This is a genomic window from Paraburkholderia caballeronis (genome assembly GCF_900104845.1).
Lineage (GTDB): Bacteria > Pseudomonadota > Gammaproteobacteria > Burkholderiales > Burkholderiaceae > Paraburkholderia > Paraburkholderia caballeronis.
Genome location: NZ_FNSR01000001.1, coordinates 1,111,783 through 1,131,224 on the forward strand (window position 1 = coordinate 1,111,783; position 19,442 = coordinate 1,131,224).

Consider the following 19,442-nt stretch of genomic DNA (forward strand, 5'->3'; position numbering starts at 1 on the left):
GTGCCATATCATAGTTGCAACCTGCTGTGGCAGGTGCCCCTTTTGCCGCAATGGGGCTGCCTAGGCGCCAACACCCTGCGGTAGCAGTAGATATGTCCCCTATTAATTGACGATACCCGCTATCCGCTCCAAACTGCTGCACTAACCCGGTGCGCAGGATCAGGGGCGTCGTCTCGCGAGACGAAATCATCGAAAACTCCGGCTGACAGTGCATTCCAGCGTTGCTGCAAGATTCTTCGCGGTGCAGCATGGGGCATAACTGGTGCATTCAGCGCACATAAAAGCGGCGCAACCATGGGTGCAACCCAATCCGGGATGCCTCTCAAAATTCGGTTGCAATGCAGGAAAACCCTGCCGGCTCAACATATTGCCCGGGGCGTTATTGGAGTTACAATGCGCGCGTCCTGAAGGCTGGACAGCCTTGTAGCAAGGGATTTCGGAAGGCGCAGGAGACCTTATTAATGCAAGTCGAGTTTGCTGATGCCGCGTGTCACGCGGCTGCGGTTGCGACGCACTTCGTGCGTGCGGACCGCAGTGGCGGTCCGGGCATGCGCGCAGCCGGAGTGCGGGCGGCGCGATGGACTGGCAGCGATGTGCTCTCCGGAGATGACAAAGAAAACGGCGCGCCGCCTGTGGCGGCCCGCCCAGAGGACTTCGGCGCTGTCCGCCTTCCGTTCGCAGCGCAATCTGGCATAAGGATTGCTTGCGAAAGCGCCGGCGTTCGCGCCGCTTCCGCACTGGCCGGCTCGGCCGGATTCGCCGCCGTCCCGCACGGGATCGAGCGACCGGCGTTCCAGCCATGTACGGAAGCGGCGGTGCACGAACGCAGCCAGGTGTCGTTCCCGTTCGCCGCTGGCGGCGGGTGCGGCCCTGATGAGGGGGTCATTTCGCGTCGCGCATTCCGGGGCAGCCGTCAGGCGGTCCGCGATGCGCGCGCCGTGCAGTGACAGGAAGTCCAACCCGACGGCACCGAACCATCCGACGGTGCCGTTTTTGCATCCGCTTCCCGTGAGCGTCCTGCCGTAACCCGGCGGCGATGCGATCAGGCGGCGGTCAACCGTTACCGGTCTTTTACATCAGTACCCGAGAGTGTCGTTGCGGTTCCGCGAACCATCGCCCACCGGCGGTGACGAGCACGAATCCGGTCGCACGGGCTAAGGAGCATTAAATGGATATCTTCATCCAGCAGATCCTGAATGGGCTGGTGCTTGGCAGCATCTACGCCATCATTGCACTGGGCTATACCATGGTGTACGGGATTCTGGGCATCATCAACTTCGCGCACGGCGACGTGCTGATGGTCGGCGCGATGGTCGCGCTGTCGGCGATCACGGTGCTGCAGAACCACTTTCCGGGGCTGGGCAACATCCCGACGCTGATCATCGCGCTGGTGATCGCCGCGGCGGTCTGCGCGGTGGTCGGCTACACGATCGAGAAGATCGCATACCGGCCGCTGCGCCGCGCGCCGCGCCTCGCGCCGCTGATCACCGCGATCGGGGTGTCGATCCTGCTGCAGACGCTCGCGATGATGATCTGGTCGCGCAACCCGCTGCCGTTCCCGCAGCTCATCTCGACCAACCCGCTCAACGTGATCCAGGCCGGCGAGAACAATCCCGGCGCGGTGATCTCGCCCACCGAGATCGTCATCATCGCCGTCGCGTTCCTCGTGATGGCGGGCCTGCTGCTGCTCGTGCACAAGACCAAGCTCGGCCGCGCGATGCGCGCGATCGCCGAGAACCCGAACGTCGCGAGCCTGATGGGCGTGAACCCGAACTTCGTGATCTCCGCGACCTTCATGATCGGCTCCGCGCTCGCGGCGCTCGCCGGCGTGATGATCGCCTCCGAATACGGCAACGCGCACTTCTACATGGGTTTCATCCCCGGCATGAAGGCGTTCACCGCCGCGGTGCTCGGCGGCATCGGCAACCTCGGCGGCGCGATGGTCGGCGGCGTGGTGCTCGGCCTGATCGAGCAGCTCGGCGCGGGCTACATCGGCAACCTGACCGGCGGGGTATTCGGCAGCAACTATCAGGACGTGTTCGCGTTCGTCGTGCTGATCATCGTGCTCGTGTTCCGTCCGTCGGGGCTGCTGGGCGAACGTGTCGCGGATCGCGCCTGATCCGGGGAGCCACATAAAATGACTTCGATTCAACCTGTCGAGCCGTCCACGACGCTCATCTCCGACAAGAACACCACGAAGACCGTCGCGGTGGGCCTTCTCACCGCGATCTTCGTGATCGCCGCGCCGCTGGTCGTCGGCGCGGCCGGCGGCAACTACTGGGTGCGCGTGCTCGACTTCGCGATGCTGTACGTGATGCTCGCGCTCGGCCTGAACGTGGTGGTCGGCTTCGCCGGCCTGCTGGACCTGGGCTACATCGCGTTCTACGCGGTCGGCGCCTATACCGCCGCGCTGCTCACGTCGCCGCACCTCACCACGCAGTTCGCATGGATCGCGAACCTGTTCCCCGGCGGCCTGCATACGCCGTACTGGATCGTGATCCCGGTCGCGATGGCGCTCGCGGCGCTCGCCGGCATCCTGCTCGGCGCGCCCACGCTGCGTCTGCGCGGCGACTACCTCGCGATCGTGACCCTCGGCTTCGGGGAGATCGTGCGGATCTTCATGAACAACCTCGACCGGCCGGTGAACATCACCAACGGGCCGCAGGGGATCACCGGCGTCGCGCCGCTGCGCGTGGCCGGCGTCGATCTCTCGCAGTCGCACACGCTGTTCGGTTTCACGTTCACGTCGGTGTACCTGTATTACTACGCGTTCGTGGTCTGCTCGCTGCTGGTGATCTGGGTGTGCAGCCGTCTGCAGCACTCGCGCATCGGCCGCGCGTGGGCCGCGATCCGCGAGGACGAGATCGCCGCGAAGGCGATGGGCATCAACACCCGCAACGTGAAGCTGCTCGCGTTCGCGATGGGCGCGTCGTTCGGCGGCCTGTCGGGTTCGATGTTCGGCGCGTTCCAGGGGTTCGTGTCGCCCGAATCGTTCACGTTCTGGGAGTCGGTGGTGGTGCTCGCGTGCGTCGTGCTCGGCGGCATGGGCCACATTCCGGGCGTGATCCTCGGCGCGGTGCTGCTCGCGATCTTCCCGGAGTTCCTGCGCTCGACGATGGGTCCGCTGCAGCACGCGATCTTCGGCCACGAAATCGTCGACACCGAAGTGATCCGCCAGCTGCTGTACGGCCTCGCGATGGTCGTGATCATGCTGTACCGCTCGGAAGGCCTGTGGCCCGCGCCGAAGCACGAGGACCGTATCGCGAAGGTGGCGAAGCGCGCGGGCAAGAAGCCGGTGCGCGCGTAAGGGAGAACACACAACATGAGCAACCAACCCATCCGCCTGTCCGTGAAGGGCGTGAACAAACGCTTCGGCGGCCTGCAGGCGCTGTCCGACGTCGGCCTGCAGATCGCGCAGGGCACGATCTACGGGCTGATCGGCCCGAACGGCGCGGGCAAGACCACGTTCTTCAACGTGATCACCGGCCTCTACACGCCGGACTCGGGCGAGTTCAAGCTGGACGGCGAGCCGTACACGCCGACCGCGGTGCACGAGGTCGCGAAGGCGGGCATCGCGCGCACCTTCCAGAACATCCGCCTGTTCGGCGGGATGACCGCGCTCGAAAACGTGATGGTCGGCCGCCACGTGCGCACGAAGCACGGGCTGATCGGCGCGGTGCTGCAGACGCCGTCGGAGCGCCGGGAAGAACGCGAGATCAAGGCGCGCGCGCTCGAACTGCTCGACTACGTGGGCATCGCGCAGTACGCGGACTACACGTCGCGCAACCTGTCGTACGGCCACCAGCGGCGTCTGGAGATCGCGCGCGCGCTCGCGACCGATCCGAAGCTGCTTGCGCTGGACGAGCCGGCGGCGGGCATGAACGCGACCGAGAAGGTCGAGCTGACGCGCCTGCTGGACAAGATCCGGGCGGACGGCAGGACGATCCTGCTGATCGAGCACGACGTGAAACTGGTGATGGGCCTGTGCAACCGGATGACAGTGCTCGACTATGGCAAGGTGATCGCCGAGGGGCTGCCGCAGGACGTGCAGAAGGACCCGAAGGTGATCGAGGCATATCTGGGCGCGGGGGTCCACTGATGGCAACGGCGATGTTGAAGATCAAGGGCCTGCAGGTCAATTACGGCGGCATCCAGGCGGTGAAGGGCGTCGACCTGCAGGTCGACGAGGGCGAGCTGGTCACGCTGATCGGCGCGAACGGCGCGGGCAAGACCACGACGATGAAGGCGATCACGGGGCTCAAACCGTACTCGGCGGGCGACATCGAGTACATGGGGCAGTCGATCCGCGGCGTGCCGGCGCACGAGCTGCTCAAGCGGGGTCTCGCGATGGTGCCGGAAGGGCGGGGCATCTTCGCGCGGATGTCGATCGTCGAGAACATGCAGATGGGCGCGTACCTGCGCAACGACACGGACGGCATCAAGCGCGACGTCGAGCGGATGTTCGGGTTCTTCCCGCGGCTGAAGGAGCGCGCGGCGCAGCTGGCGGGCACGCTGTCGGGCGGCGAGCAGCAGATGCTGGCGATGGCGCGGGCGATCATCAGCAAGCCGAAGCTGCTGCTGCTGGACGAGCCGTCGATGGGGCTGTCGCCGATCATGGTGGAGAAGATCTTCGAGGTGGTGCGGGAGATCTCGAAGGAGGGGATCACGGTGCTGCTGGTGGAGCAGAACGCGCGGCTCGCGTTGCAGGCGGCGAATCGCGGGTACGTGATGGACTCCGGCCTGGTCACGATGGAAGGCGACGCGAAGCAGATGCTCGACGATCCGAAGGTGCGGGCCGCTTATCTGGGCGAATAAACCCCGCTTCATGACGCGATAACAGCGCCATAAAAACAAAGCCGCATGTGCGTGACGCACATGCGGCTTTTTTCATGGTCTCGGCCTGCGAGCGTTTCAGCTTTCCGCAACCGGCTCCGGTTGTTTCGCTTCGAGCCGCTTGCCGAGGCTCACGACCGGATCGGCGCGATAGCCGAGCGCGTCGTAGAAACGCATTACGTCCGGCTTGTCGGGCATCACCTGCAGGTTCACCTTCGGGCAGCCGCGCGCGACGAGCGCCGCTTCCGCGTGCGCGACGAGCCGCGTGCCGATGCCGAGCCGGCGCGCGGCCGGATCGACCGCGAGCGAGTACAGCCAGCCGCGATGTCCGTCGTAGCCGGCCATCACCGTGCCGACGATCGTTGCGTCGCGCGTCGCGACGAAGAACAGATCGGGCTGCGTGGCGAGCTTGTTCGCAATCGACAGACGCGGGTCGCGATGCGGCTTGCCCGGCTCCCGGTACTCGGGGAACGCGTGCTGCCACAACGCGATCACCGCGTCGGTGTCGGCTGCGACGAAACCGCGGATCGCGAGCGGCGCGTCCAGTGCCTGCGGCATGTGCGGCATGTGGGTCATCGCGTCGGCCTCGTTGCGCTTACAGCGAGTCGAGCACGGTGCGAAGCATCGCCATCATCTGGTCGATTTCTTCGTTCGTCACGTTCAGCGCCGGCATGAAGCGCAGCAGGTTCGGCCGCGCGGCGTTCAGCAGCAGGCCGTCCGGCTGCATCAGGCGCGCCTTCTCGACGATCTGCGGGCCGATGTCCTTGCCGAGCAGCAGCGCGCGCAGCAGACCTTCGCCGCGCTCGCCTTCGAAGCCGCGCTCCGCCGACAGTTCGAGCAGCTTGTCGCGCAGATACTCGCCGCGCGCGCGCACGCCTTCGAGGAAACCCGGCGCGGTCAGCTGCGAGATCACCGAGTAGCCGACCGCCGTCATCAGCGGATTGCCGTTGTACGTGCCGCCCTGGTCGCCGGCCTCGAACACCGTGACTTCTTTCTTCGACAGCAGCGCCGCGAGCGGCACGCCGCCGCCGATGCCCTTGCCGAGCGTCATGATGTCCGGCTCGACGCCCGCCAGTTCGTACGCGAACAGCGTGCCCGCACGGCCGCAGCCGCTCTGCACTTCGTCGACGATCAGCAGCAGGCCGTGCTTCTTCGTCAGCGCGCGCAGTTGCTGCATGAACTCGCGCGTCGCCGGAATCACGCCGCCTTCGCCCTGGATCGGTTCGAGCATCACCGCGACCGTCTTGCCGGTGATGAGCTTCTCGACCGATGCGATGTCGTTCAGGTCCGCCTTCGGGAAACCCGGCACCTGCGGCGCGTAGATCGTGTCCCAGCCGGGCTTGCCGCTGGCCGACATCGTCGCGAGCGTGCGGCCGTGGAAGCTGTGGTCGAACGTGATGATCTCGTAGGCGCCGTCGCGGAATTTCTTCCCCCACTTGCGCGCGAGCTTGATCGCGCCTTCGTTCGCTTCCGCGCCGCTGTTCGCGAAGAACACCTTGTCGAAGCAGCTATGCGTCGTCAGCAGTTCGGCGAGCTTCGCCATCGGCTCGTTGTAGAACGCCGGCGACGGATTGATCAGCAGTCGCGACTGCCTGTCGAGCGCCTCGATCATGCCTTCGTTGCAGTGGCCGAGCGCATTCACCGCCCAGCCCTGGATGAAGTCGAGATAACGCTTGCCCTCGTTGTCGTAGAGCCACGACCCCTTGCCGTGCGTGAAAACGATTTCGGGCCGGTTGGTGATGTACATCAGCGACTCGATCGGGTACTCGGAGAAATTCATGGGGGGCTCCACGCGGGGACTGCGATAACGGTTGAAAGAAGCGGCTCGACAACGACGAGCCCGGAAAAGCAAAAAAGCCACGGAGGACCGTGGCTTTAGTGATTCGAACTGCATGTGCGCCGAAGGCAGAACGCACGTCCGTGACCAAGCCTGGCCCTAAGGAAGGGGCGAGCGGCGACGTCGGAGGGCGGACAGGGTGCGGTTCATGCGCGCAAGAATACGATAAGGCGAACGCCGGTGTAAACCATCAATTGCGCGCGGCCGACAATTTTTTCGCCGGCCGCGTGTGCGCACTCGCGCGGATGCGCGATTCGAAACGATTTCAGGCCGCGATTTCAGACCGGATTCGCGAGGTCGGCCGCGCTCGTGAACGAGTCCGCATAAAACTCGTTTTCGGGCAGTCCGTGATGCTGCGAGAAGTCGCGCTGCGCGGACTCGACCATCACCGGCGCGCCGCACGCATACACCTGATGGCCGGACAGATCGGGAAGATCCTCGATCACCGCGCGATGCACGAAGCCCGTGCGGCCGGTCCAGTTGTCGGCCGCGTCCGGCTCGGACAGCACCGGCACGAAGCGGAAGTTCGGCACGTCCTTCGCCCATTGCTCCGCGAGGTCCATCAGGTACAGGTCCTTGCGGCGGCGCGCGCCCCAGTACAGCGTGATCGGGCGCGCGATCTGCTTGTGGATCGCATGTTCGACGATCGCCTTGATCGGCGCGAAGCCGGTGCCCGACGCGAGCAGCACGATCGGCTTGTCCGAGTCTTCGCGCAGGAAGAACGTGCCGAGCGGCGCTTCGAAGCGCAGGATGTCGCGCTCCTTCAGCGCGCCGAACACGTGGTCGGTGAACTTGCCGCCCGGCATGTGGCGGATGTGCAGTTCGAGCGGGCCTTCGTCGTGCGGCGCGCTCGCCATCGAATAACAGCGGCGCGTGCCGTCCTTCAGGATGAATTCGAGGTACTGGCCGGCGAGATATTGCAGGCGCTCGTTCGCCGGCAGTTGCAGCTTCAGCACGACGACGTCGTCGGCCTTGTGTTCGATCGCGTTCACGCGGCACGGCAGCTTGCGCACCTGCACGTCGCCGACGCCCGCGACTTCGCGGATGTCGATTTCGAGGTCCGACTGCGCGGTCGCGCAGCAGAACAGCGCCATGCCGCGGGTCTTTTCGTCGTTCGACAGCGCGGATGCCGCATGCGCGCGCTGCTCGATGTCGCCGCTGATGACCGAGCCCTTGCACGAGCCGCATGCGCCGTTCTTGCAGCCATACGGCAGGCCGATGCCCTGGCGCAGGGCCGCGTTGAGGACCGGTTCGTCCGGCTCGACCTGGAACTGCCGGCCGCTTTGCTTGAGCGTTACGTTGAATGCCATGTTCGAAGAAGCGAGTGTCTGTAATCTGGAATCCGGAAGGGCCGCCCGCAAGGGGTTCCTCGCAGCTAAAATGCGTGCACCATGACTGTCACACGAACCCTGCGCCGTCCGCGCATCCTGATCGTCGGCTGCGGCGACGTGGGTCTGCGTTGCGTCGAGCGGCTGCGTGGCCGTGCGCGGGTGTTCGCGTTGACGAGCCAGCCGTCGCGCCGTGCGACGCTGCGCGATGCGGGCACGCTGCCACTGGTCGGCGACCTCGACGTGCGCGGCAGTCTCGCGCGGCTCGCCGGGCTCGCGCCCGTCGTGCTGCATCTCGCGCCGCCGCAGAAGGCCGGCGACGACGATCGCCGCACGCAGGCGCTGATCGCGGCGCTGACCGCGCGGCGCCGTGCGCCGTCGCGTCCTTCGACCGGTTACGGGGCCATCGGACGACTGCGCAGCACGACGACGCCGGGGTCGCTGCCGCCCCCGGCGATACACGGTGGCGCGGCTACCGGACCGTCGCGGCACGCGTTATCGACCCGGCCTGACGCCCGCGCGGCGAGCCGCCGCAAAGCGTCCGCTATTGTACCCGAGCGGGCTTTCGCGCCCGCCTGCCGCCTGCCGGCGCGTTTGCGCATCGTCTATGCGAGCACGACCGGCGTGTATGGCGACTGCGGCGGCGCGCGGATCGACGAAACGCGGGTGGTGCAGCCGGCCACGCCGCGCGCGCGACGGCGCGTAGCGGCCGAACGGCGGTTGCGCCGTGCGACCGCGCGCGGCGCGCTGGCGGCGACGATCGCGCGGATTCCGGGCATCTACGCGGCGGACCGGCTGCCGCTCGCGCGTCTCGCGAAAGGCACGCCCGCGCTCGCGCAAGCCGACGACGTGTACACGAGCCACATCCACGCGGACGACCTCGCGGCGATCCTCGTGCGTCTCGCGACGCACGGCCGGCCGTCGCGCGTGATTCACGCGTCGGACGACAGCGAACTGAAGATGGGCGCGTATTTCGACCGCGTCGCCGATGCGTTCGGCATCGCGCGCGCGCCCCGCGTGAGCCGCGCGGATGCGGAACGGCAGATCGATCCGATGCTGCTGTCGTTCATGCGCGAATCGCGCCGGCTGTCGAACCGGCGGCTGAAACGCGAATTGCGCGTGCGCCTGCGTTATCCGACCGTCGACGATTTCCTGCGCACGCTGCCGCCGCGCGCGTGACGACGGAGCGCGGCCGCCGCGATACGCGTCGCGTCCCGCGGCTTCAAAGCAGGGCGGGCAATGTTTCGAGCAGCAGGAAGCAGAACAATGCGCCGATCAGCGCGCCGATCAGGTCCGGTCGATACTGGCGCCGCGCACGCATGCCGACGAGCAGCCCGCCGATCAGCAACACGGCAAGCCCCACGAACGCGATCAGCCAGTACGAAATCCCGAATGTGCCATTGATGATCATGATCGCCCTCCAGCCCGGTTTTTGTGGTTGTTTCAGCGAGTATAGGGCGGGTCGTTCGCAACGGCATGCTGCGGCGCGGCGCAAACGGCCGCATTTCCTGCGTCAGCGTGCGCCGGCCCACGCGCACGGCGGGTGGCTTCGCGTTTACCCCTTTTACCCGTTACGCAGCGCGGCGAGCTGTTCCGCGTCGAGCCATCGCCATGCGCCCGGCGCGAGATCGGCGGGCAACGCGAAGCCGCCGATGCGCTCGCGATGCAGCGCGTCGACGCGATTGCCGGCCGCCGCGACCATCCGCTTCACCTGGTGATACTTGCCTTCGAGCACCGTCAGTTCGAGTTCGCGCTCGCCGCGTGCGCGCGCCGCGACGGCCGCGCTCGGCTCGCGTTCGCCATGCAGCAGCACGCCGTCGCGCAGTGCGTGCAGTTGCGCGTCGTCGAGCGGATGGCGCGTCGTCGCGACGTACAGTTTCGGCACCTTGCGTTTCGGCGATGTGAACGCGTGCACGAACTGTCCGTCGTCGGACAGCAGCAACAGGCCGGTCGTGTCCTGATCGAGTCGGCCGACGCACTGCACGCCGCGCGCCGCGAACGGCGGCGGCAGCAGATGGAACACGCTCAGGTGATGCTGCGGATCGCGCGAGCATTCGTAGCCGGCGGGCTTGTTCAGCATCAGATACGCGTGCTCGTGGAACGGCCAGACCTCGCCGTCGACGGTGAACGCGAGCCCGTCGGTGTCGAACGACGCGAGCGGATCGGTGCAGGCCGCGCCGCCGATCGCGACGCGCGCGTCGGCGATCAGCGCGCGGCACTGCCGGCGGGAGCCGAAGCCCTGCGTGAAGAGGATGCTTTCGAGATTCATGGCATGCGATGCGCGGCAAACCGCAGCATTCTAACCGGCGCGGCGCGCGTCCCTTCCTGCACGGTCTGGTTTCCAGCACGTATCGCCGCGATGGCGTAACGTAGCGACGTGCGGTTCGATGCGCACGCAGTCAGCGGCCCGCAAGGCCGCGCGCGCCAATCGCAAGCTTCCCTTCAGCGGCATTCGCCGCGCCTTTCTTCCGGTTTCCAGCACGGCGCGTGCATGCGTGGTGTGTCCGCCGGCACGCCGACATCGTCGCGTCCGATCCCGTTAGCAACCCGTAGCAAACGGAGGACTGTATGGCCAACACAATCGCGGACTTTCTGGCAAAGACACTCGAAGCCGCCGGCGTCGAGCGGATCTGGGGCGTGACGGGCGACAGCCTGAACGGCCTTTCGGACAGCCTGCACCGGCTCGGCACGATCCGCTGGATGCATACGCGGCACGAGGAGGTCGCCGCGTTCGCCGCGGGCGCCGACGCCGCTTCGACCGGTCGGCTCGCGGTGTGCGCGGGCAGTTGCGGGCCGGGCAATCTGCATCTGATCAACGGGCTCTATGATTGCCATCGCAATCGCGTGCCGGTGCTCGCGATCGCCGCGCACATTCCGTCCACCGAGATCGGCCTCGGCTACTTTCAGGAGACGCATCCGCAGCAGCTGTTCAAGGAGTGCAGCCACTACGTCGAGCTGGTGACGAACGCATCGCAGTTTCCGCGCGTGCTCGCGACCGCGCTGCGCACCGCGATCGACGACAGCGGCGTCGCGGTGATCGTGCTGCCGGGCGACGTCGCGCTGCTCGAAGCGCCGGAAGAAACGCCGTCGTGGACGCAGTCCGCGCGGCCCGCGGCGGCGGCGCCGGCCGCGGACATCGACCGGCTCGCGGACCTGCTGAACCATTCGGGCGGCGTGACGCTGCTGTGCGGCAGCGGCTGCAAGGATGCGCACGACGACGTCGTCGCGTTCGCCGACACGCTCGGCGCGCCGACCGTGCATGCGCTGCGCGGCAAGCAGTACGTCGAATGGAGCAACCCGTACGACGTCGGGATGACCGGGCTGATCGGCTTCAGCTCCGGTTATCACGCGATGATGTCGTGCGACACGCTGGTGATGCTCGGCACCGACTTCCCGTATCGCAACTTCTATCCGCCGCACGCGAAGATCGTGCAGATCGACAGCGACCCCGCCGCGCTCGGCAAGCGCGCGCCGCTCGCGCTGGGGCTCGTCGGCGACGTGCGCGAGACGCTGCGCGCGGTCACGCCGAAGCTCACGCGCAAGACCGATCGCCGCTTCATCGAACGCGCGCGCGAGCACTACGCGAATGCGCGCAAGGGACTCGACGAACTCGCGCGGCCGTCGGCGGCGGGCAAGCCGGTTCATCCGCAATACCTGACCGCGCGCGTCGATGCGCTCGCGGCGGACGACGCGATCTTCGCGGTCGATGTCGGCACGCCGACGCTGTGGGCCGCGCGTTATCTGACGATGAACGGCAAGCGCCGTCTGCATGGCTCGTTCAATCACGGGTCGATGGCGAACGCGATGCCGCAGGCGCTCGGCGCGCAGGCGGCCAGCAAAGGGCGGCAGGTGGTGTCGCTCTCCGGCGACGGCGGGCTGTCGATGCTGATGGGCGATCTGCTGAGCGCGCGCCAGCTCGACCTGCCGATCAAGATCGTCGTGTTCAACAACAGTTCGCTCGGCTTCGTCGCGATGGAGATGAAGGCGGGCGGCTACCTCGATACCGGCACCGACCTGAGCCCGACCGACTTCGCGGCGATCGCGCGCAGCGCGGGGATTTTCAGCGTGCGCGTCGAGACGTCCGCGCAGGTCGACGAGGCGCTGCAAAGCGCGTTCGCGCATCCGGGGCCGGCGCTCGTCGACGTCGTGACCGCGAAGCATGAACTCGCGATGCCGCCGAAGCTGCAATGGGCGCAGGCGAAAGGGTTCAGCCTCTACATGCTGCGCGCGGTGCTGAGCGGGCGCGGCGACGAGGTGATCGAGCTGGCGGCGACGAACCTGCGTTGAGCGGGGCAAGCGTCATCGCGAACCGTTGCATCGGGTTCGCGATGACGCGCGGGTGATGGACGCCCGATGCGGATGCGTGCTTAACCCGCGTGGTCGGCGACGCGTTTCGCGATCGCATCGCCGAGGTCGCCGGTCGATGCGCTGCCGCCCATGTCGCGCGTATGCGGACCCTGCTTCAGCACGTCGGCGATCGCCGCGACGATCGCGTCGTGCGCATCGCGCTCCGCGCCTTCGTGATGGCCGAGGAAGTCGAGCATCATCGCGGCGGACCAGATCATCGCGACCGGATTCGCGATCTGCTGGCCGGCGATGTCCGGCGCGGAGCCGTGCACCGGCTCGAACAGCGACGGGAAGCGCCGCTCCGGATTCAGGTTCGCGGACGGCGCGATGCCGATCGTGCCGGTGCACGCGGGACCGAGGTCCGACAGGATGTCGCCGAACAGGTTCGACGCGACGACCACGTCGAAGCGCTGCGGATGCAGCACGAAGCGCGCGCACAGAATGTCGATGTGCTGTTTGTCCCACGTGATGTCCGGATACTGCGCGGCGATCTCGGCCGCGCGCGCGTCCCACCACGGCATGCTGATCGCGATGCCGTTGCTCTTCGTCGCGACCGTCACGTGATGCCGCTCGCGCCGCCGCGCGAGATCGAACGCGAACTTCAGCACGCGTTCGGTGCCGGTGCGCGTGAACACCGACTGCTGCACGACGAACTCGCGCTCGGTGCCTTCGAACATCGTGCCGCCGACCGACGAATATTCGCCTTCGGTGTTCTCGCGGACGATCAGGAAATCGATGCCGTTGCTGTTCGCGAGCGGCGAGCGCACGCCGTCGAACGTGCGCGCGGGACGCAGGTTCACGTACTGGTCGAACTCGCGGCGAAACTTCAGCAGCGAGCCCCACAGCGAGATGTGGTCGGGCACGGTGTCCGGCCAGCCGACCGCGCCGAACAGGATCGCGTCGACGTCCGCGAGCTGTTCCTTCCAGTCGTCCGGCATCATCTTGCCGTGCTTCACGTAGTAGTCGCAGCTGGCCCAGTCGATGTGGCGATAGTCGAGCTGCACGCCGAAGCGGCGGCTCACGACGTCGAGCACGCGCAGCGCTTCGGGCATGACTTCGCGGCCGATCCCGTCTCCGGGGATCACCGCGACGCGATGGAGTTTGGCGGTCATAGACAAAGGCTCTGAAGTGAGGTCGCGCGACGCGGAGCAGGCACGGCTCGCGCGACGGGCTCGCGACGGAGCGGCTATTTTAGGCCCGAACATCGCGGGACGCCGTGAACGCAGCGGCAAAGGGCGGCTTCGCATTCGCGTCGTGCGCAGGCGGATTTCCGTGCCGGCGCGTCCACACGCTTTCACCCATCAATCTTTCCGCTTACGTGCCGATAACCACGATGTCGCTCACATCCGCTCACGATGCCCATGACGATCTCGCCTCTGTCCGGCGCAACGCCGGTGGTTTCCAATGCGTCGACCGACGCGAGCCAGACCGCGTCCGGTCAGACGTCGGGCAATGCCAGTGCCGGTTCCGGCTCCAGCGCGGCGTCGTCTTCGAACAAGGGCGGCGCTACCGGCGCGGGCGGCGGCGGGGCGGTTCAGCCGTCCGGTTCGTCGAGCACGTCGGCGTCGACGGAGCTTGCCGTGCAGGAACTGAAGAAGCTGATCGAACAGCTTCAGCAGCAGTTGCGCTCCATCGAAGCGCGACTGGCGGAACTTGCGAACCGGAACCGGCAGGGGGAGCCGGACGCGCAGGCGCAGACGGCCGCGCTGCAACAGCAGGCGTCGAGCATTCAGGCCGCGTTGAGCATCGCGGAGTCGTCGCTCGCGAATCTGCTGTCGGGCAAGACGTCGAGCGTTGGTTCCAACGTCGATACGACGGCCTGACGCGTCGCTGCTCGCCGTCGTTCATCTTGCGCGATGACGCACGCCGGCGCGGACCACGCCCGATGAACGCTTAAAGCGCCGGGTGCCGGCCGCGGACGCCCGGGCGTTTGCAGCAAAAAACCCGCGAAGCCTTGTGCTATCGCGGGTTTCTGTACTTCCGTGGAACTTGCTGGAATATTCTTTGGTGCTCGGGCCGGAATAAAACTCTTCCGGCAAAGCCTTATGCAATGGAGTTTTTGGCTTTTTTGTGGTTTCACATACCCCCGTAGATACCCCCATATGACGATGCGACTTTGGTTCGGTGCCGGACATTGAAACGACAGAGCCGGAAGCTGAAAACGCGTGGGAACAGCGGGAACAGGTCAGGTAGACGGATGATTTTCAATGATTTTTTTGTTCCCAAGTTGTTCCCAAAACACTCATATATATGGGAACAAATTGGGAACAATCGCCAGCATACGTATAGTTTGGCTGGGGGATCGTTCTGGCCTGATCGCGTTGAGCTACCCGCCTCTGGAACGCTACGCGCAAAAGAATTGCCCGTGCCGCCGCCCTTCGGGCCGCGAACGAAAACGGGCCTTGCGGCCCGTGCAAAGTGACTTTTGGATGTAGAGGCGTCACGCCGTCGCGCGCACGCGCATGATGGTTTGGCGGCTCGTGCCATATTGACGCGCGAGCGCCGCCACGCTCTTACCGTCCGCCAGCTCACGCAGCACTTCGGTTCGCTGTTGCTCCGAGAGGGCAGTGGGGCGGCCCATTGCCTTTCCTTCAGCCTTGGCCCGCGCGATGCCCGCATTCGTGCGCTCGATGAGTAGATCGCGTTCGAACTCAGCGACGGCATTTAGAACCTGCATCGTCATGCGGCCCGCCGCGCTGGTCAGATCGACACCGCCGAGGGCGAGGCAATGAACGCGCACGCCGCGTTCCGCCAGCGCTTCGACCGTCGTGCGAACGTCCATAGCATTGCGGCCGAGGCGGTCCAGTTTCGTCACGATCAACACGTCGCCTTCCTCCATGCGGTCGAGCAGCTTGGCGAAACCCGGACGTTGTTCCGCGCTCACGCTCCCGCTGATGCTCTCGGACACGACGCGGCGCTTGTCGACCGCGAAGCCTGCCGCCTCAATCTCGCGGACTTGGTTGGCGGTAGTTTGGTCGGACGTGCTGACGCGGACATAGGCGAACGTGCGGGACATATCAGCTCCGATGTGTACGAAAAGGATGTACGAATTATAGGTAGTGTACGAAACTGTGCAACCCTTATTTCCGTACATGTTGATTAAGGTATGTCTAAAAGGGTTCGGTTTCGGACATATCCGACAACCGCCGCCACCCGCGCTCAATCCTGCGAAAATATCGACCGTCGAGCCTAGGGCGGCCACCCGAAAACCGGATACCTTCACCGGCTGGCTCGACGCTTCATGAAGGTCCACGTGAAGGGTGGATATGGCATTCAAACTGCGACTTGATCCGCGTCTGCGTGCAGCGGATATTTCGGAGGCTGATACGGCCTCGACGACGGCACCAATTCCCGCCCCGCCAACACTGCATGAGCTTGTCCGGAGCATGGAGCGCGCGAACGTCAACGCGATCGCTGCCATGCGCAATCAGGCCAGCACGATAGAGCAAGGCAAGAAGCGGACTTTTGGCAAATTTCGCGCGCGCTGCGCGCGCTCTGCCATCACCTCAATTTCGGTCGAAGCTCCGGCATGGTTGCGCGAGGCGCGGGAGATAAACCGCGAAGCGCGTGAGAGACGCGACACCGCGCAGGCTGCTGAAAGGGCTGCCGTGCTGGAGCGCGATCATTTCGACCGGCGATACGTCGATAACCAGCGGATATTTTTCTTTTACCTCACCACCAAAACGCGACCATTCGAGATAGATGCGCTGGCCGTCGCAGTGGCAGAGAGCGGGCCCGGTAAGTATGACCGTGCGAACCTGTTGGCCGCTGTCATGCGTTGCGCTGCCGAGGCCGCAGCGAGCGCAGCACAAGAAGGCGTGGCGCTTACGGCACCCCCGCCCGAAGTCGCCGCTGCCCTGCGAAAGATCCGGCAGTTCGGTGACGATATCGACGGTGCTATTGAGTACGCGGTAACCGGTCAATGCAGCGTCATGCAGCGCTCATACCGCGTTTTCGCTCTGGTCTACAGTCATATGTCCCGCCAGCACGATACGACCTGCCGAAAAATAGCTGCGGCATTGCCGGCACCCTGTCCGCCGTCTACCGAGACAGCGAATTCCGATGCCACCACGTCGTCGTTGAAAAAAAGGCGTGGCGAAACCGGTAGAGACGCAAACGCGATCAAGGGCAGCAGGACCCGCGCCAAAGTCCACGCCGCCGCCGCCAAAATCATCGCAGAGCACGGCACGCTTGCTTCGGCCGATACAGCGATCATCGCCAAGAAAGCCGGCGTGTCACCAAGACACGCGCGACGTGTTCTCGACGGTGCCGGCGACGAAATCCAGCGCTTGGCTGCGGACATTCAAACCACGTGACATTCCACAAACGCGGACATGCTGTTTTGAGATGCCTCGCGGTGCGCTGAAACTTCGCTCCAACCTATGCCCAAAGTCGGCTTAGGACAGCTAGGAGCGAATATGACCCCACCGAACCGACGTGCCATGCGCGCCGCCAGAGAATTACCTCTGGACGGCTTCTCGCGCTGGAGCGATTTGCAGAGATTCATCCCCGTGTCCCGCGAAACGGTGCGCCAGCACGAGCTGGCGGGCCGCTTTCCGCGTCACCAAAAGATCACCCAGCGTTGCACGGTCTGGCCGAACAGGGAAATTCACCGATGGCTGGCGGACCCCGTGAACTATCGCGCCAGCGACATCATCGGGGAGGCCGCATGATCGAATTCACCTGCAACGAGGGTACGAAACGCGCTCAGCTCGATAACCTCACGCTCGCCTACTCGGGGGCGTATCGCCGTTGCACAGACCCGCACGCCCGGCGGATGGGTTCGGCACTGCGTTCGGCATCGAGCCAGCTCTGGACCGCTGGCGGCCCGGAAAACGTCGCGGCCAGCGTGCGCGCCGCCCAGCTCGCAATGCTGGCCGTCCAGCCCGTCAAGCTGTCGTGCGGCACGAACGCGTATCTCCGCGAGGCTCGATCGGACGTGAACGGTGCTATCGGGTACGAGATGGGCGACAGCGACGAGCTGGCGGAGGATATCCGGCCGCTCGATGAGGTCGCGGAGGTGTTCTGGTATCGCGGCGACGACAAACACGGGCGGGCCGCTATCGCCGTGCTGTGCATCATCGAGCGCCTGTTAGCGGCGGAGGTGCAGTGATGGCCGACCCCATCAAGGAGGCCGCATCGCTGCGCGACGTAGCGAACGCGGACAAGAAAGCGGCGGATGCCGCGCTCTACGCAGCTCAAATTGCCCGCCAGCGCGAGCGTTACGCCGCCGCGTATAGCCGCTGTTCCGACGGCGCACGACAGGAAGCAGCGCGCGGCATCTGCGTGGCTGCGGCCGTGTTCGAGAATGACGCGAAGCGGATGCCGACGCGGGCAAAGCGGGCCGTCGAGCTGCTGAAACACGCGGTTTTCATGCTCGATCCGAAGGCCCCGGCATGACGCGCGGCCAAAGTCACTTTATCCACGTGCCGGCGTCGCCGGTTCGCGCCGCCAGTCCCTTCGCTGGAACGTTCCAGACGGGGCTGGTTGCGCGAAGCGGCGGCGCACGCTATTCTGAGATAGCCGCTGAGACAACAGCGGCCGGGTTTGGAAGCCCGAAAATGTTGGCGGACAACCGCCGCTGTGCGGTTTTTTTACGTCCGTACGCCTTCGCGCGCCCTTACGATCAATGGGCGGGCCTTGGTGGGGAGGGCTTCGGCCCTGCCGGTGCCAACGTTCCGGCCTTCCAACCTTGCCATGTGCCCGCTCACCCCATTTGGAAGTGGGAAGCGGGCTTTCAACCAAACGTTGGAGGCCGCACCATGCGCCAACTCACGCACGCCCATACCGGGCAAAACCCCATCCTCATTCAGTCCGTCATCCGCGACGCCCTGTGCGCCGCAGCAACCGCCGACACGTATCAATCCGCGCTCGATGCAACCGGCGCGGCGCTCGTCGCTATCTCGGCACTCGTCCGTACGGAGGTGCGCCATGGCTAAGGCAAAGTCCCTTCGTTGCCGCCCCGGCGATCTGGCGCGGGTGATCGAGTCGATCTATCCGGCTCTTGTCGGGCGAATCGTGTTCGTCGAGGCATGGGGCGCGCACGACCGCTGGAATGTGACGCTCTTGGGTGAGCCTTTCTTCGGTTTCGCGCTTGTCACTGGCAGTCCGATCCTCGGTAACAAGACGATGTTCTACGACTCGTCACTGATGCCGCTGCGCGGCGACACGCCGGACATGTCCACGCAGAAGCCGGAGGCGATCCATGGCTAATGCTGACACGCAGACATCCATCATCGAAATGATGGAGAAAATCCAGGACGAAATCATGCAGGTCAATGGCGGCCTCCATGCCCTTAAGTGGGCAGCGTCGCACGCCTTCGACAACATGGAAGCTTTCTGCGAGTTGTCCATCCGGATACTGCAACCCCTCATTGACGGGACCAACTGCGCTGCGGTTCGCCTCGATGACCTGTGCGACGCGCTCACGAAAAGCGAGGTCAACCATGACTAGCACGACAATCCGCACGGCCGTCCTCGAAGCTGTCGATAACGCTCCCGCGCTCGATACCGGCGCACCGCTCGAACTGCAATTCGCCGTCAAACTCGGTGCAACCTGTGCCGATGCCTGGCTGGAACTGAAAGGCACTGTGCGCCTGCACGACTACGCCGCGCATCAGGCGGATGCGTTCTCGCGTGGCCTGTCGGGCGCGATGCACGAAGCGGGCGAATTCGACTCGCACCGGCTGGCTGTGAGCCGTCAGGCGTTCGCGGCCGGGATGATGGGGCGGGTGCAGCAGCACCTGCTGGCGGCGCTCGGCATGGTCACGCGCGATGAGCGCGTAACGCATTAAGGGGGAGCCATGCAAAACGCTGACATGGTGCCGCTCCGCGAGGAAAAAAACAGCGTGTTGCGTATCAGGTGCAGTGATGCGCGCGATGTCTATGCGGAGGCGGTATCCCGTGCCGAACTGGCGCGCGGGCTGGCGGATTCGATGTGCTCTATCGACGTGCTCAATGACGATGGCGTGGCACTGCTGCACAACGTAACGGCCGCAATCGACGCCCTGATTGGTGACGCGATGGGTCTTTACCGCTGCGCCCACGACATGCAGGCGAAACCGAAGCGCATCGAGTAGCCGTATCAACAGGGTTGA

24 protein-coding genes are annotated in these 19,442 nt (G+C 65.5%); 16 read left to right on the forward strand and 8 right to left on the reverse strand.

Annotated features, from left to right (window positions below; translation table 11 throughout):
• Positions 1-458: 458 nt before the first annotated feature.
• Positions 459-959, reverse strand: coding sequence for a hypothetical protein (locus BLV92_RS31385; protein ID WP_143040645.1), 501 nt, complete (start codon positions 957-959; stop codon positions 459-461).
• Between the two features lie 209 nt (positions 960-1,168).
• Here BLV92_RS31385 and BLV92_RS04925 point away from each other — a divergent pair, with 209 nt between their 5' ends.
• The 4 genes from BLV92_RS04925 to BLV92_RS04940 are packed head-to-tail and all read left to right on the forward strand — an operon-like array spanning position 1,169 to position 4,815.
• On the forward strand, positions 1,169-2,119 hold the full coding sequence (locus BLV92_RS04925; RefSeq protein WP_090542779.1) for a branched-chain amino acid ABC transporter permease: 951 nt from the start codon (positions 1,169-1,171) through the stop codon (positions 2,117-2,119).
• An 18-nt stretch (positions 2,120-2,137) separates the two neighbouring features.
• Entirely contained in the window at positions 2,138-3,307 is a 1,170-nt protein-coding gene (locus BLV92_RS04930) for an ABC transporter permease subunit (RefSeq protein ID WP_090542781.1), read from the forward strand.
• Positions 3,308-3,322: 15 nt separating this feature from the next.
• Entirely contained in the window at positions 3,323-4,099 is a 777-nt protein-coding gene (locus BLV92_RS04935; protein ID WP_090542784.1) for an ABC transporter ATP-binding protein, read from the forward strand.
• Positions 4,099-4,815 carry an ABC transporter ATP-binding protein gene (locus tag BLV92_RS04940; protein ID WP_090542786.1) on the forward strand — a complete coding sequence of 239 codons (717 nt, stop codon included), beginning with the start codon at positions 4,099-4,101 and terminating at the stop codon, positions 4,813-4,815. The genes BLV92_RS04935 and BLV92_RS04940 overlap by 1 nt, the downstream gene beginning before the upstream one ends.
• 96 nt (positions 4,816-4,911) lie before the next feature.
• Here BLV92_RS04940 and BLV92_RS04945 read toward each other — a convergent pair whose 3' ends face one another.
• The 3 genes from BLV92_RS04945 to BLV92_RS04955 form a co-directional block, all read right to left on the reverse strand.
• The gene (locus BLV92_RS04945; RefSeq protein WP_244283747.1) at positions 4,912-5,409 is read right to left on the reverse strand and encodes a GNAT family acetyltransferase; all 498 of its coding nucleotides are present in this window, start codon (positions 5,407-5,409) and stop codon (positions 4,912-4,914) included.
• A 19-nt stretch (positions 5,410-5,428) separates the two neighbouring features.
• Positions 5,429-6,613 carry an acetylornithine transaminase gene (locus tag BLV92_RS04950; RefSeq protein WP_090542788.1) on the reverse strand — a complete coding sequence of 395 codons (1,185 nt, stop codon included), beginning with the start codon at positions 6,611-6,613 and terminating at the stop codon, positions 5,429-5,431.
• A 335-nt stretch (positions 6,614-6,948) separates the two neighbouring features.
• Positions 6,949-7,980, reverse strand: a complete 1,032-nt coding sequence (locus tag BLV92_RS04955; RefSeq protein ID WP_090542790.1) for a CDP-6-deoxy-delta-3,4-glucoseen reductase — start codon at positions 7,978-7,980, stop codon at positions 6,949-6,951.
• Between the two features lie 81 nt (positions 7,981-8,061).
• On the opposite strand from BLV92_RS04955, the gene BLV92_RS04960 reads away from it, so the two are divergent.
• Positions 8,062-9,177: an NAD-dependent epimerase/dehydratase family protein gene (locus tag BLV92_RS04960; RefSeq protein ID WP_090542792.1), complete on the forward strand. Its 1,116-nt coding sequence runs from the start codon at positions 8,062-8,064 to the stop codon at positions 9,175-9,177.
• 43 nt (positions 9,178-9,220) lie between these two features.
• On the opposite strand, the gene BLV92_RS04965 is transcribed toward BLV92_RS04960, so the two are convergent.
• Entirely contained in the window at positions 9,221-9,409 is a 189-nt protein-coding gene (locus tag BLV92_RS04965; RefSeq protein ID WP_090542794.1) for a hypothetical protein, read from the reverse strand.
• A 153-nt stretch (positions 9,410-9,562) separates the two neighbouring features.
• Complete coding sequence (locus tag BLV92_RS04970; RefSeq protein ID WP_090542796.1) at positions 9,563-10,267, reverse strand: pseudouridine synthase; 705 nt, start codon at positions 10,265-10,267, stop codon at positions 9,563-9,565.
• A gap of 299 nt (positions 10,268-10,566) precedes the next feature.
• Here BLV92_RS04970 and poxB point away from each other — a divergent pair, with 299 nt between their 5' ends.
• Complete coding sequence (gene poxB / locus BLV92_RS04975) at positions 10,567-12,285, forward strand: ubiquinone-dependent pyruvate dehydrogenase (RefSeq protein WP_090542798.1); 1,719 nt, start codon at positions 10,567-10,569, stop codon at positions 12,283-12,285.
• A gap of 80 nt (positions 12,286-12,365) precedes the next feature.
• Here the strand turns inward: poxB and BLV92_RS04980 are convergent, their stop codons facing one another.
• Positions 12,366-13,592, reverse strand: coding sequence for a tartrate dehydrogenase (locus BLV92_RS04980; protein ID WP_373681892.1), 1,227 nt, complete (start codon positions 13,590-13,592; stop codon positions 12,366-12,368).
• A 114-nt stretch (positions 13,593-13,706) separates the two neighbouring features.
• Between BLV92_RS04980 and BLV92_RS04985 the strand changes: the two genes are divergently transcribed.
• Positions 13,707-14,168, forward strand: coding sequence for a hypothetical protein (locus BLV92_RS04985; RefSeq protein WP_090542803.1), 462 nt, complete (start codon positions 13,707-13,709; stop codon positions 14,166-14,168).
• A 617-nt stretch (positions 14,169-14,785) separates the two neighbouring features.
• On the opposite strand, the gene BLV92_RS04990 is transcribed toward BLV92_RS04985, so the two are convergent.
• Entirely contained in the window at positions 14,786-15,361 is a 576-nt protein-coding gene (locus BLV92_RS04990) for a recombinase family protein (RefSeq protein WP_090546835.1), read from the reverse strand.
• Positions 15,362-15,611: 250 nt separating this feature from the next.
• On the opposite strand from BLV92_RS04990, the gene BLV92_RS04995 reads away from it, so the two are divergent.
• The 9 genes from BLV92_RS04995 (at position 15,612) to BLV92_RS05035 (ending at position 19,424) form a co-directional block, all read left to right on the forward strand.
• The gene (locus BLV92_RS04995) at positions 15,612-16,661 is read left to right on the forward strand and encodes a hypothetical protein (RefSeq protein ID WP_143040646.1); all 1,050 of its coding nucleotides are present in this window, start codon (positions 15,612-15,614) and stop codon (positions 16,659-16,661) included.
• A 102-nt stretch (positions 16,662-16,763) separates the two neighbouring features.
• A complete protein-coding gene (locus BLV92_RS05000) occupies positions 16,764-17,018 on the forward strand; it encodes a helix-turn-helix transcriptional regulator (RefSeq protein ID WP_090542808.1) in 255 nt (84 codons plus the stop codon).
• The gene (locus BLV92_RS05005; RefSeq protein ID WP_090542810.1) at positions 17,015-17,458 is read left to right on the forward strand and encodes a hypothetical protein; all 444 of its coding nucleotides are present in this window, start codon (positions 17,015-17,017) and stop codon (positions 17,456-17,458) included. Before BLV92_RS05000 ends, BLV92_RS05005 begins: the two co-directional genes overlap by 4 nt.
• Positions 17,458-17,745 carry a hypothetical protein gene (locus BLV92_RS05010; RefSeq protein WP_090542812.1) on the forward strand — a complete coding sequence of 96 codons (288 nt, stop codon included), beginning with the start codon at positions 17,458-17,460 and terminating at the stop codon, positions 17,743-17,745. The genes BLV92_RS05005 and BLV92_RS05010 overlap by 1 nt, the downstream gene beginning before the upstream one ends.
• Positions 17,746-18,107: 362 nt before the next feature.
• Positions 18,108-18,284 carry a hypothetical protein gene (locus BLV92_RS05015; protein ID WP_090542814.1) on the forward strand — a complete coding sequence of 59 codons (177 nt, stop codon included), beginning with the start codon at positions 18,108-18,110 and terminating at the stop codon, positions 18,282-18,284.
• The gene (locus BLV92_RS05020; protein WP_090542816.1) at positions 18,277-18,558 is read left to right on the forward strand and encodes a hypothetical protein; all 282 of its coding nucleotides are present in this window, start codon (positions 18,277-18,279) and stop codon (positions 18,556-18,558) included. The genes BLV92_RS05015 and BLV92_RS05020 overlap by 8 nt, the downstream gene beginning before the upstream one ends.
• Positions 18,551-18,799, forward strand: a complete 249-nt coding sequence (locus BLV92_RS05025; protein WP_143040647.1) for a hypothetical protein — start codon at positions 18,551-18,553, stop codon at positions 18,797-18,799. The genes BLV92_RS05020 and BLV92_RS05025 overlap by 8 nt, the downstream gene beginning before the upstream one ends.
• On the forward strand, positions 18,792-19,139 hold the full coding sequence (locus tag BLV92_RS05030) for a hypothetical protein (protein WP_090542821.1): 348 nt from the start codon (positions 18,792-18,794) through the stop codon (positions 19,137-19,139). The genes BLV92_RS05025 and BLV92_RS05030 overlap by 8 nt, the downstream gene beginning before the upstream one ends.
• Before the next feature lie 9 nt (positions 19,140-19,148).
• Positions 19,149-19,424 carry a hypothetical protein gene (locus tag BLV92_RS05035; protein WP_090542823.1) on the forward strand — a complete coding sequence of 92 codons (276 nt, stop codon included), beginning with the start codon at positions 19,149-19,151 and terminating at the stop codon, positions 19,422-19,424.
• The last annotated feature ends 18 nt before the right edge of the window (positions 19,425-19,442 follow it).

Coding starts and splice junctions, on each gene's coding strand:
- BLV92_RS04945 (WP_244283747.1), bottom strand. CDS start 5,409: ATGACCCACATGCCGCACATGCCGCAGGCACTGGACGCGCCGCTCGCG.
- BLV92_RS04930 (WP_090542781.1), top strand. CDS start 2,138: ATGACTTCGATTCAACCTGTCGAGCCGTCCACGACGCTCATCTCCGAC.
- BLV92_RS04995 (WP_143040646.1), top strand. CDS start 15,612: ATGGCATTCAAACTGCGACTTGATCCGCGTCTGCGTGCAGCGGATATT.
- BLV92_RS05005 (WP_090542810.1), top strand. CDS start 17,015: ATGATCGAATTCACCTGCAACGAGGGTACGAAACGCGCTCAGCTCGAT.
- BLV92_RS05000 (WP_090542808.1), top strand. CDS start 16,764: ATGACCCCACCGAACCGACGTGCCATGCGCGCCGCCAGAGAATTACCT.
- BLV92_RS04960 (WP_090542792.1), top strand. CDS start 8,062: ATGACTGTCACACGAACCCTGCGCCGTCCGCGCATCCTGATCGTCGGC.
- BLV92_RS04985 (WP_090542803.1), top strand. CDS start 13,707: ATGACGATCTCGCCTCTGTCCGGCGCAACGCCGGTGGTTTCCAATGCG.
- BLV92_RS05010 (WP_090542812.1), top strand. CDS start 17,458: ATGGCCGACCCCATCAAGGAGGCCGCATCGCTGCGCGACGTAGCGAAC.
- BLV92_RS04940 (WP_090542786.1), top strand. CDS start 4,099: ATGGCAACGGCGATGTTGAAGATCAAGGGCCTGCAGGTCAATTACGGC.
- poxB (WP_090542798.1), top strand. CDS start 10,567: ATGGCCAACACAATCGCGGACTTTCTGGCAAAGACACTCGAAGCCGCC.
- BLV92_RS04990 (WP_090546835.1), bottom strand. CDS start 15,361: ATGTCCCGCACGTTCGCCTATGTCCGCGTCAGCACGTCCGACCAAACT.
- BLV92_RS05020 (WP_090542816.1), top strand. CDS start 18,277: ATGGCTAAGGCAAAGTCCCTTCGTTGCCGCCCCGGCGATCTGGCGCGG.
- BLV92_RS05035 (WP_090542823.1), top strand. CDS start 19,149: ATGCAAAACGCTGACATGGTGCCGCTCCGCGAGGAAAAAAACAGCGTG.
- BLV92_RS04955 (WP_090542790.1), bottom strand. CDS start 7,980: ATGGCATTCAACGTAACGCTCAAGCAAAGCGGCCGGCAGTTCCAGGTC.
- BLV92_RS04950 (WP_090542788.1), bottom strand. CDS start 6,613: ATGAATTTCTCCGAGTACCCGATCGAGTCGCTGATGTACATCACCAAC.
- BLV92_RS04935 (WP_090542784.1), top strand. CDS start 3,323: ATGAGCAACCAACCCATCCGCCTGTCCGTGAAGGGCGTGAACAAACGC.
- BLV92_RS05015 (WP_090542814.1), top strand. CDS start 18,108: ATGCGCCAACTCACGCACGCCCATACCGGGCAAAACCCCATCCTCATT.
- BLV92_RS05025 (WP_143040647.1), top strand. CDS start 18,551: ATGGCTAATGCTGACACGCAGACATCCATCATCGAAATGATGGAGAAA.
- BLV92_RS05030 (WP_090542821.1), top strand. CDS start 18,792: ATGACTAGCACGACAATCCGCACGGCCGTCCTCGAAGCTGTCGATAAC.
- BLV92_RS04925 (WP_090542779.1), top strand. CDS start 1,169: ATGGATATCTTCATCCAGCAGATCCTGAATGGGCTGGTGCTTGGCAGC.
- BLV92_RS04970 (WP_090542796.1), bottom strand. CDS start 10,267: ATGAATCTCGAAAGCATCCTCTTCACGCAGGGCTTCGGCTCCCGCCGG.
- BLV92_RS04965 (WP_090542794.1), bottom strand. CDS start 9,409: ATGATCATCAATGGCACATTCGGGATTTCGTACTGGCTGATCGCGTTC.
- BLV92_RS04980 (WP_373681892.1), bottom strand. CDS start 13,592: ATGCGAAGCCGCCCTTTGCCGCTGCGTTCACGGCGTCCCGCGATGTTC.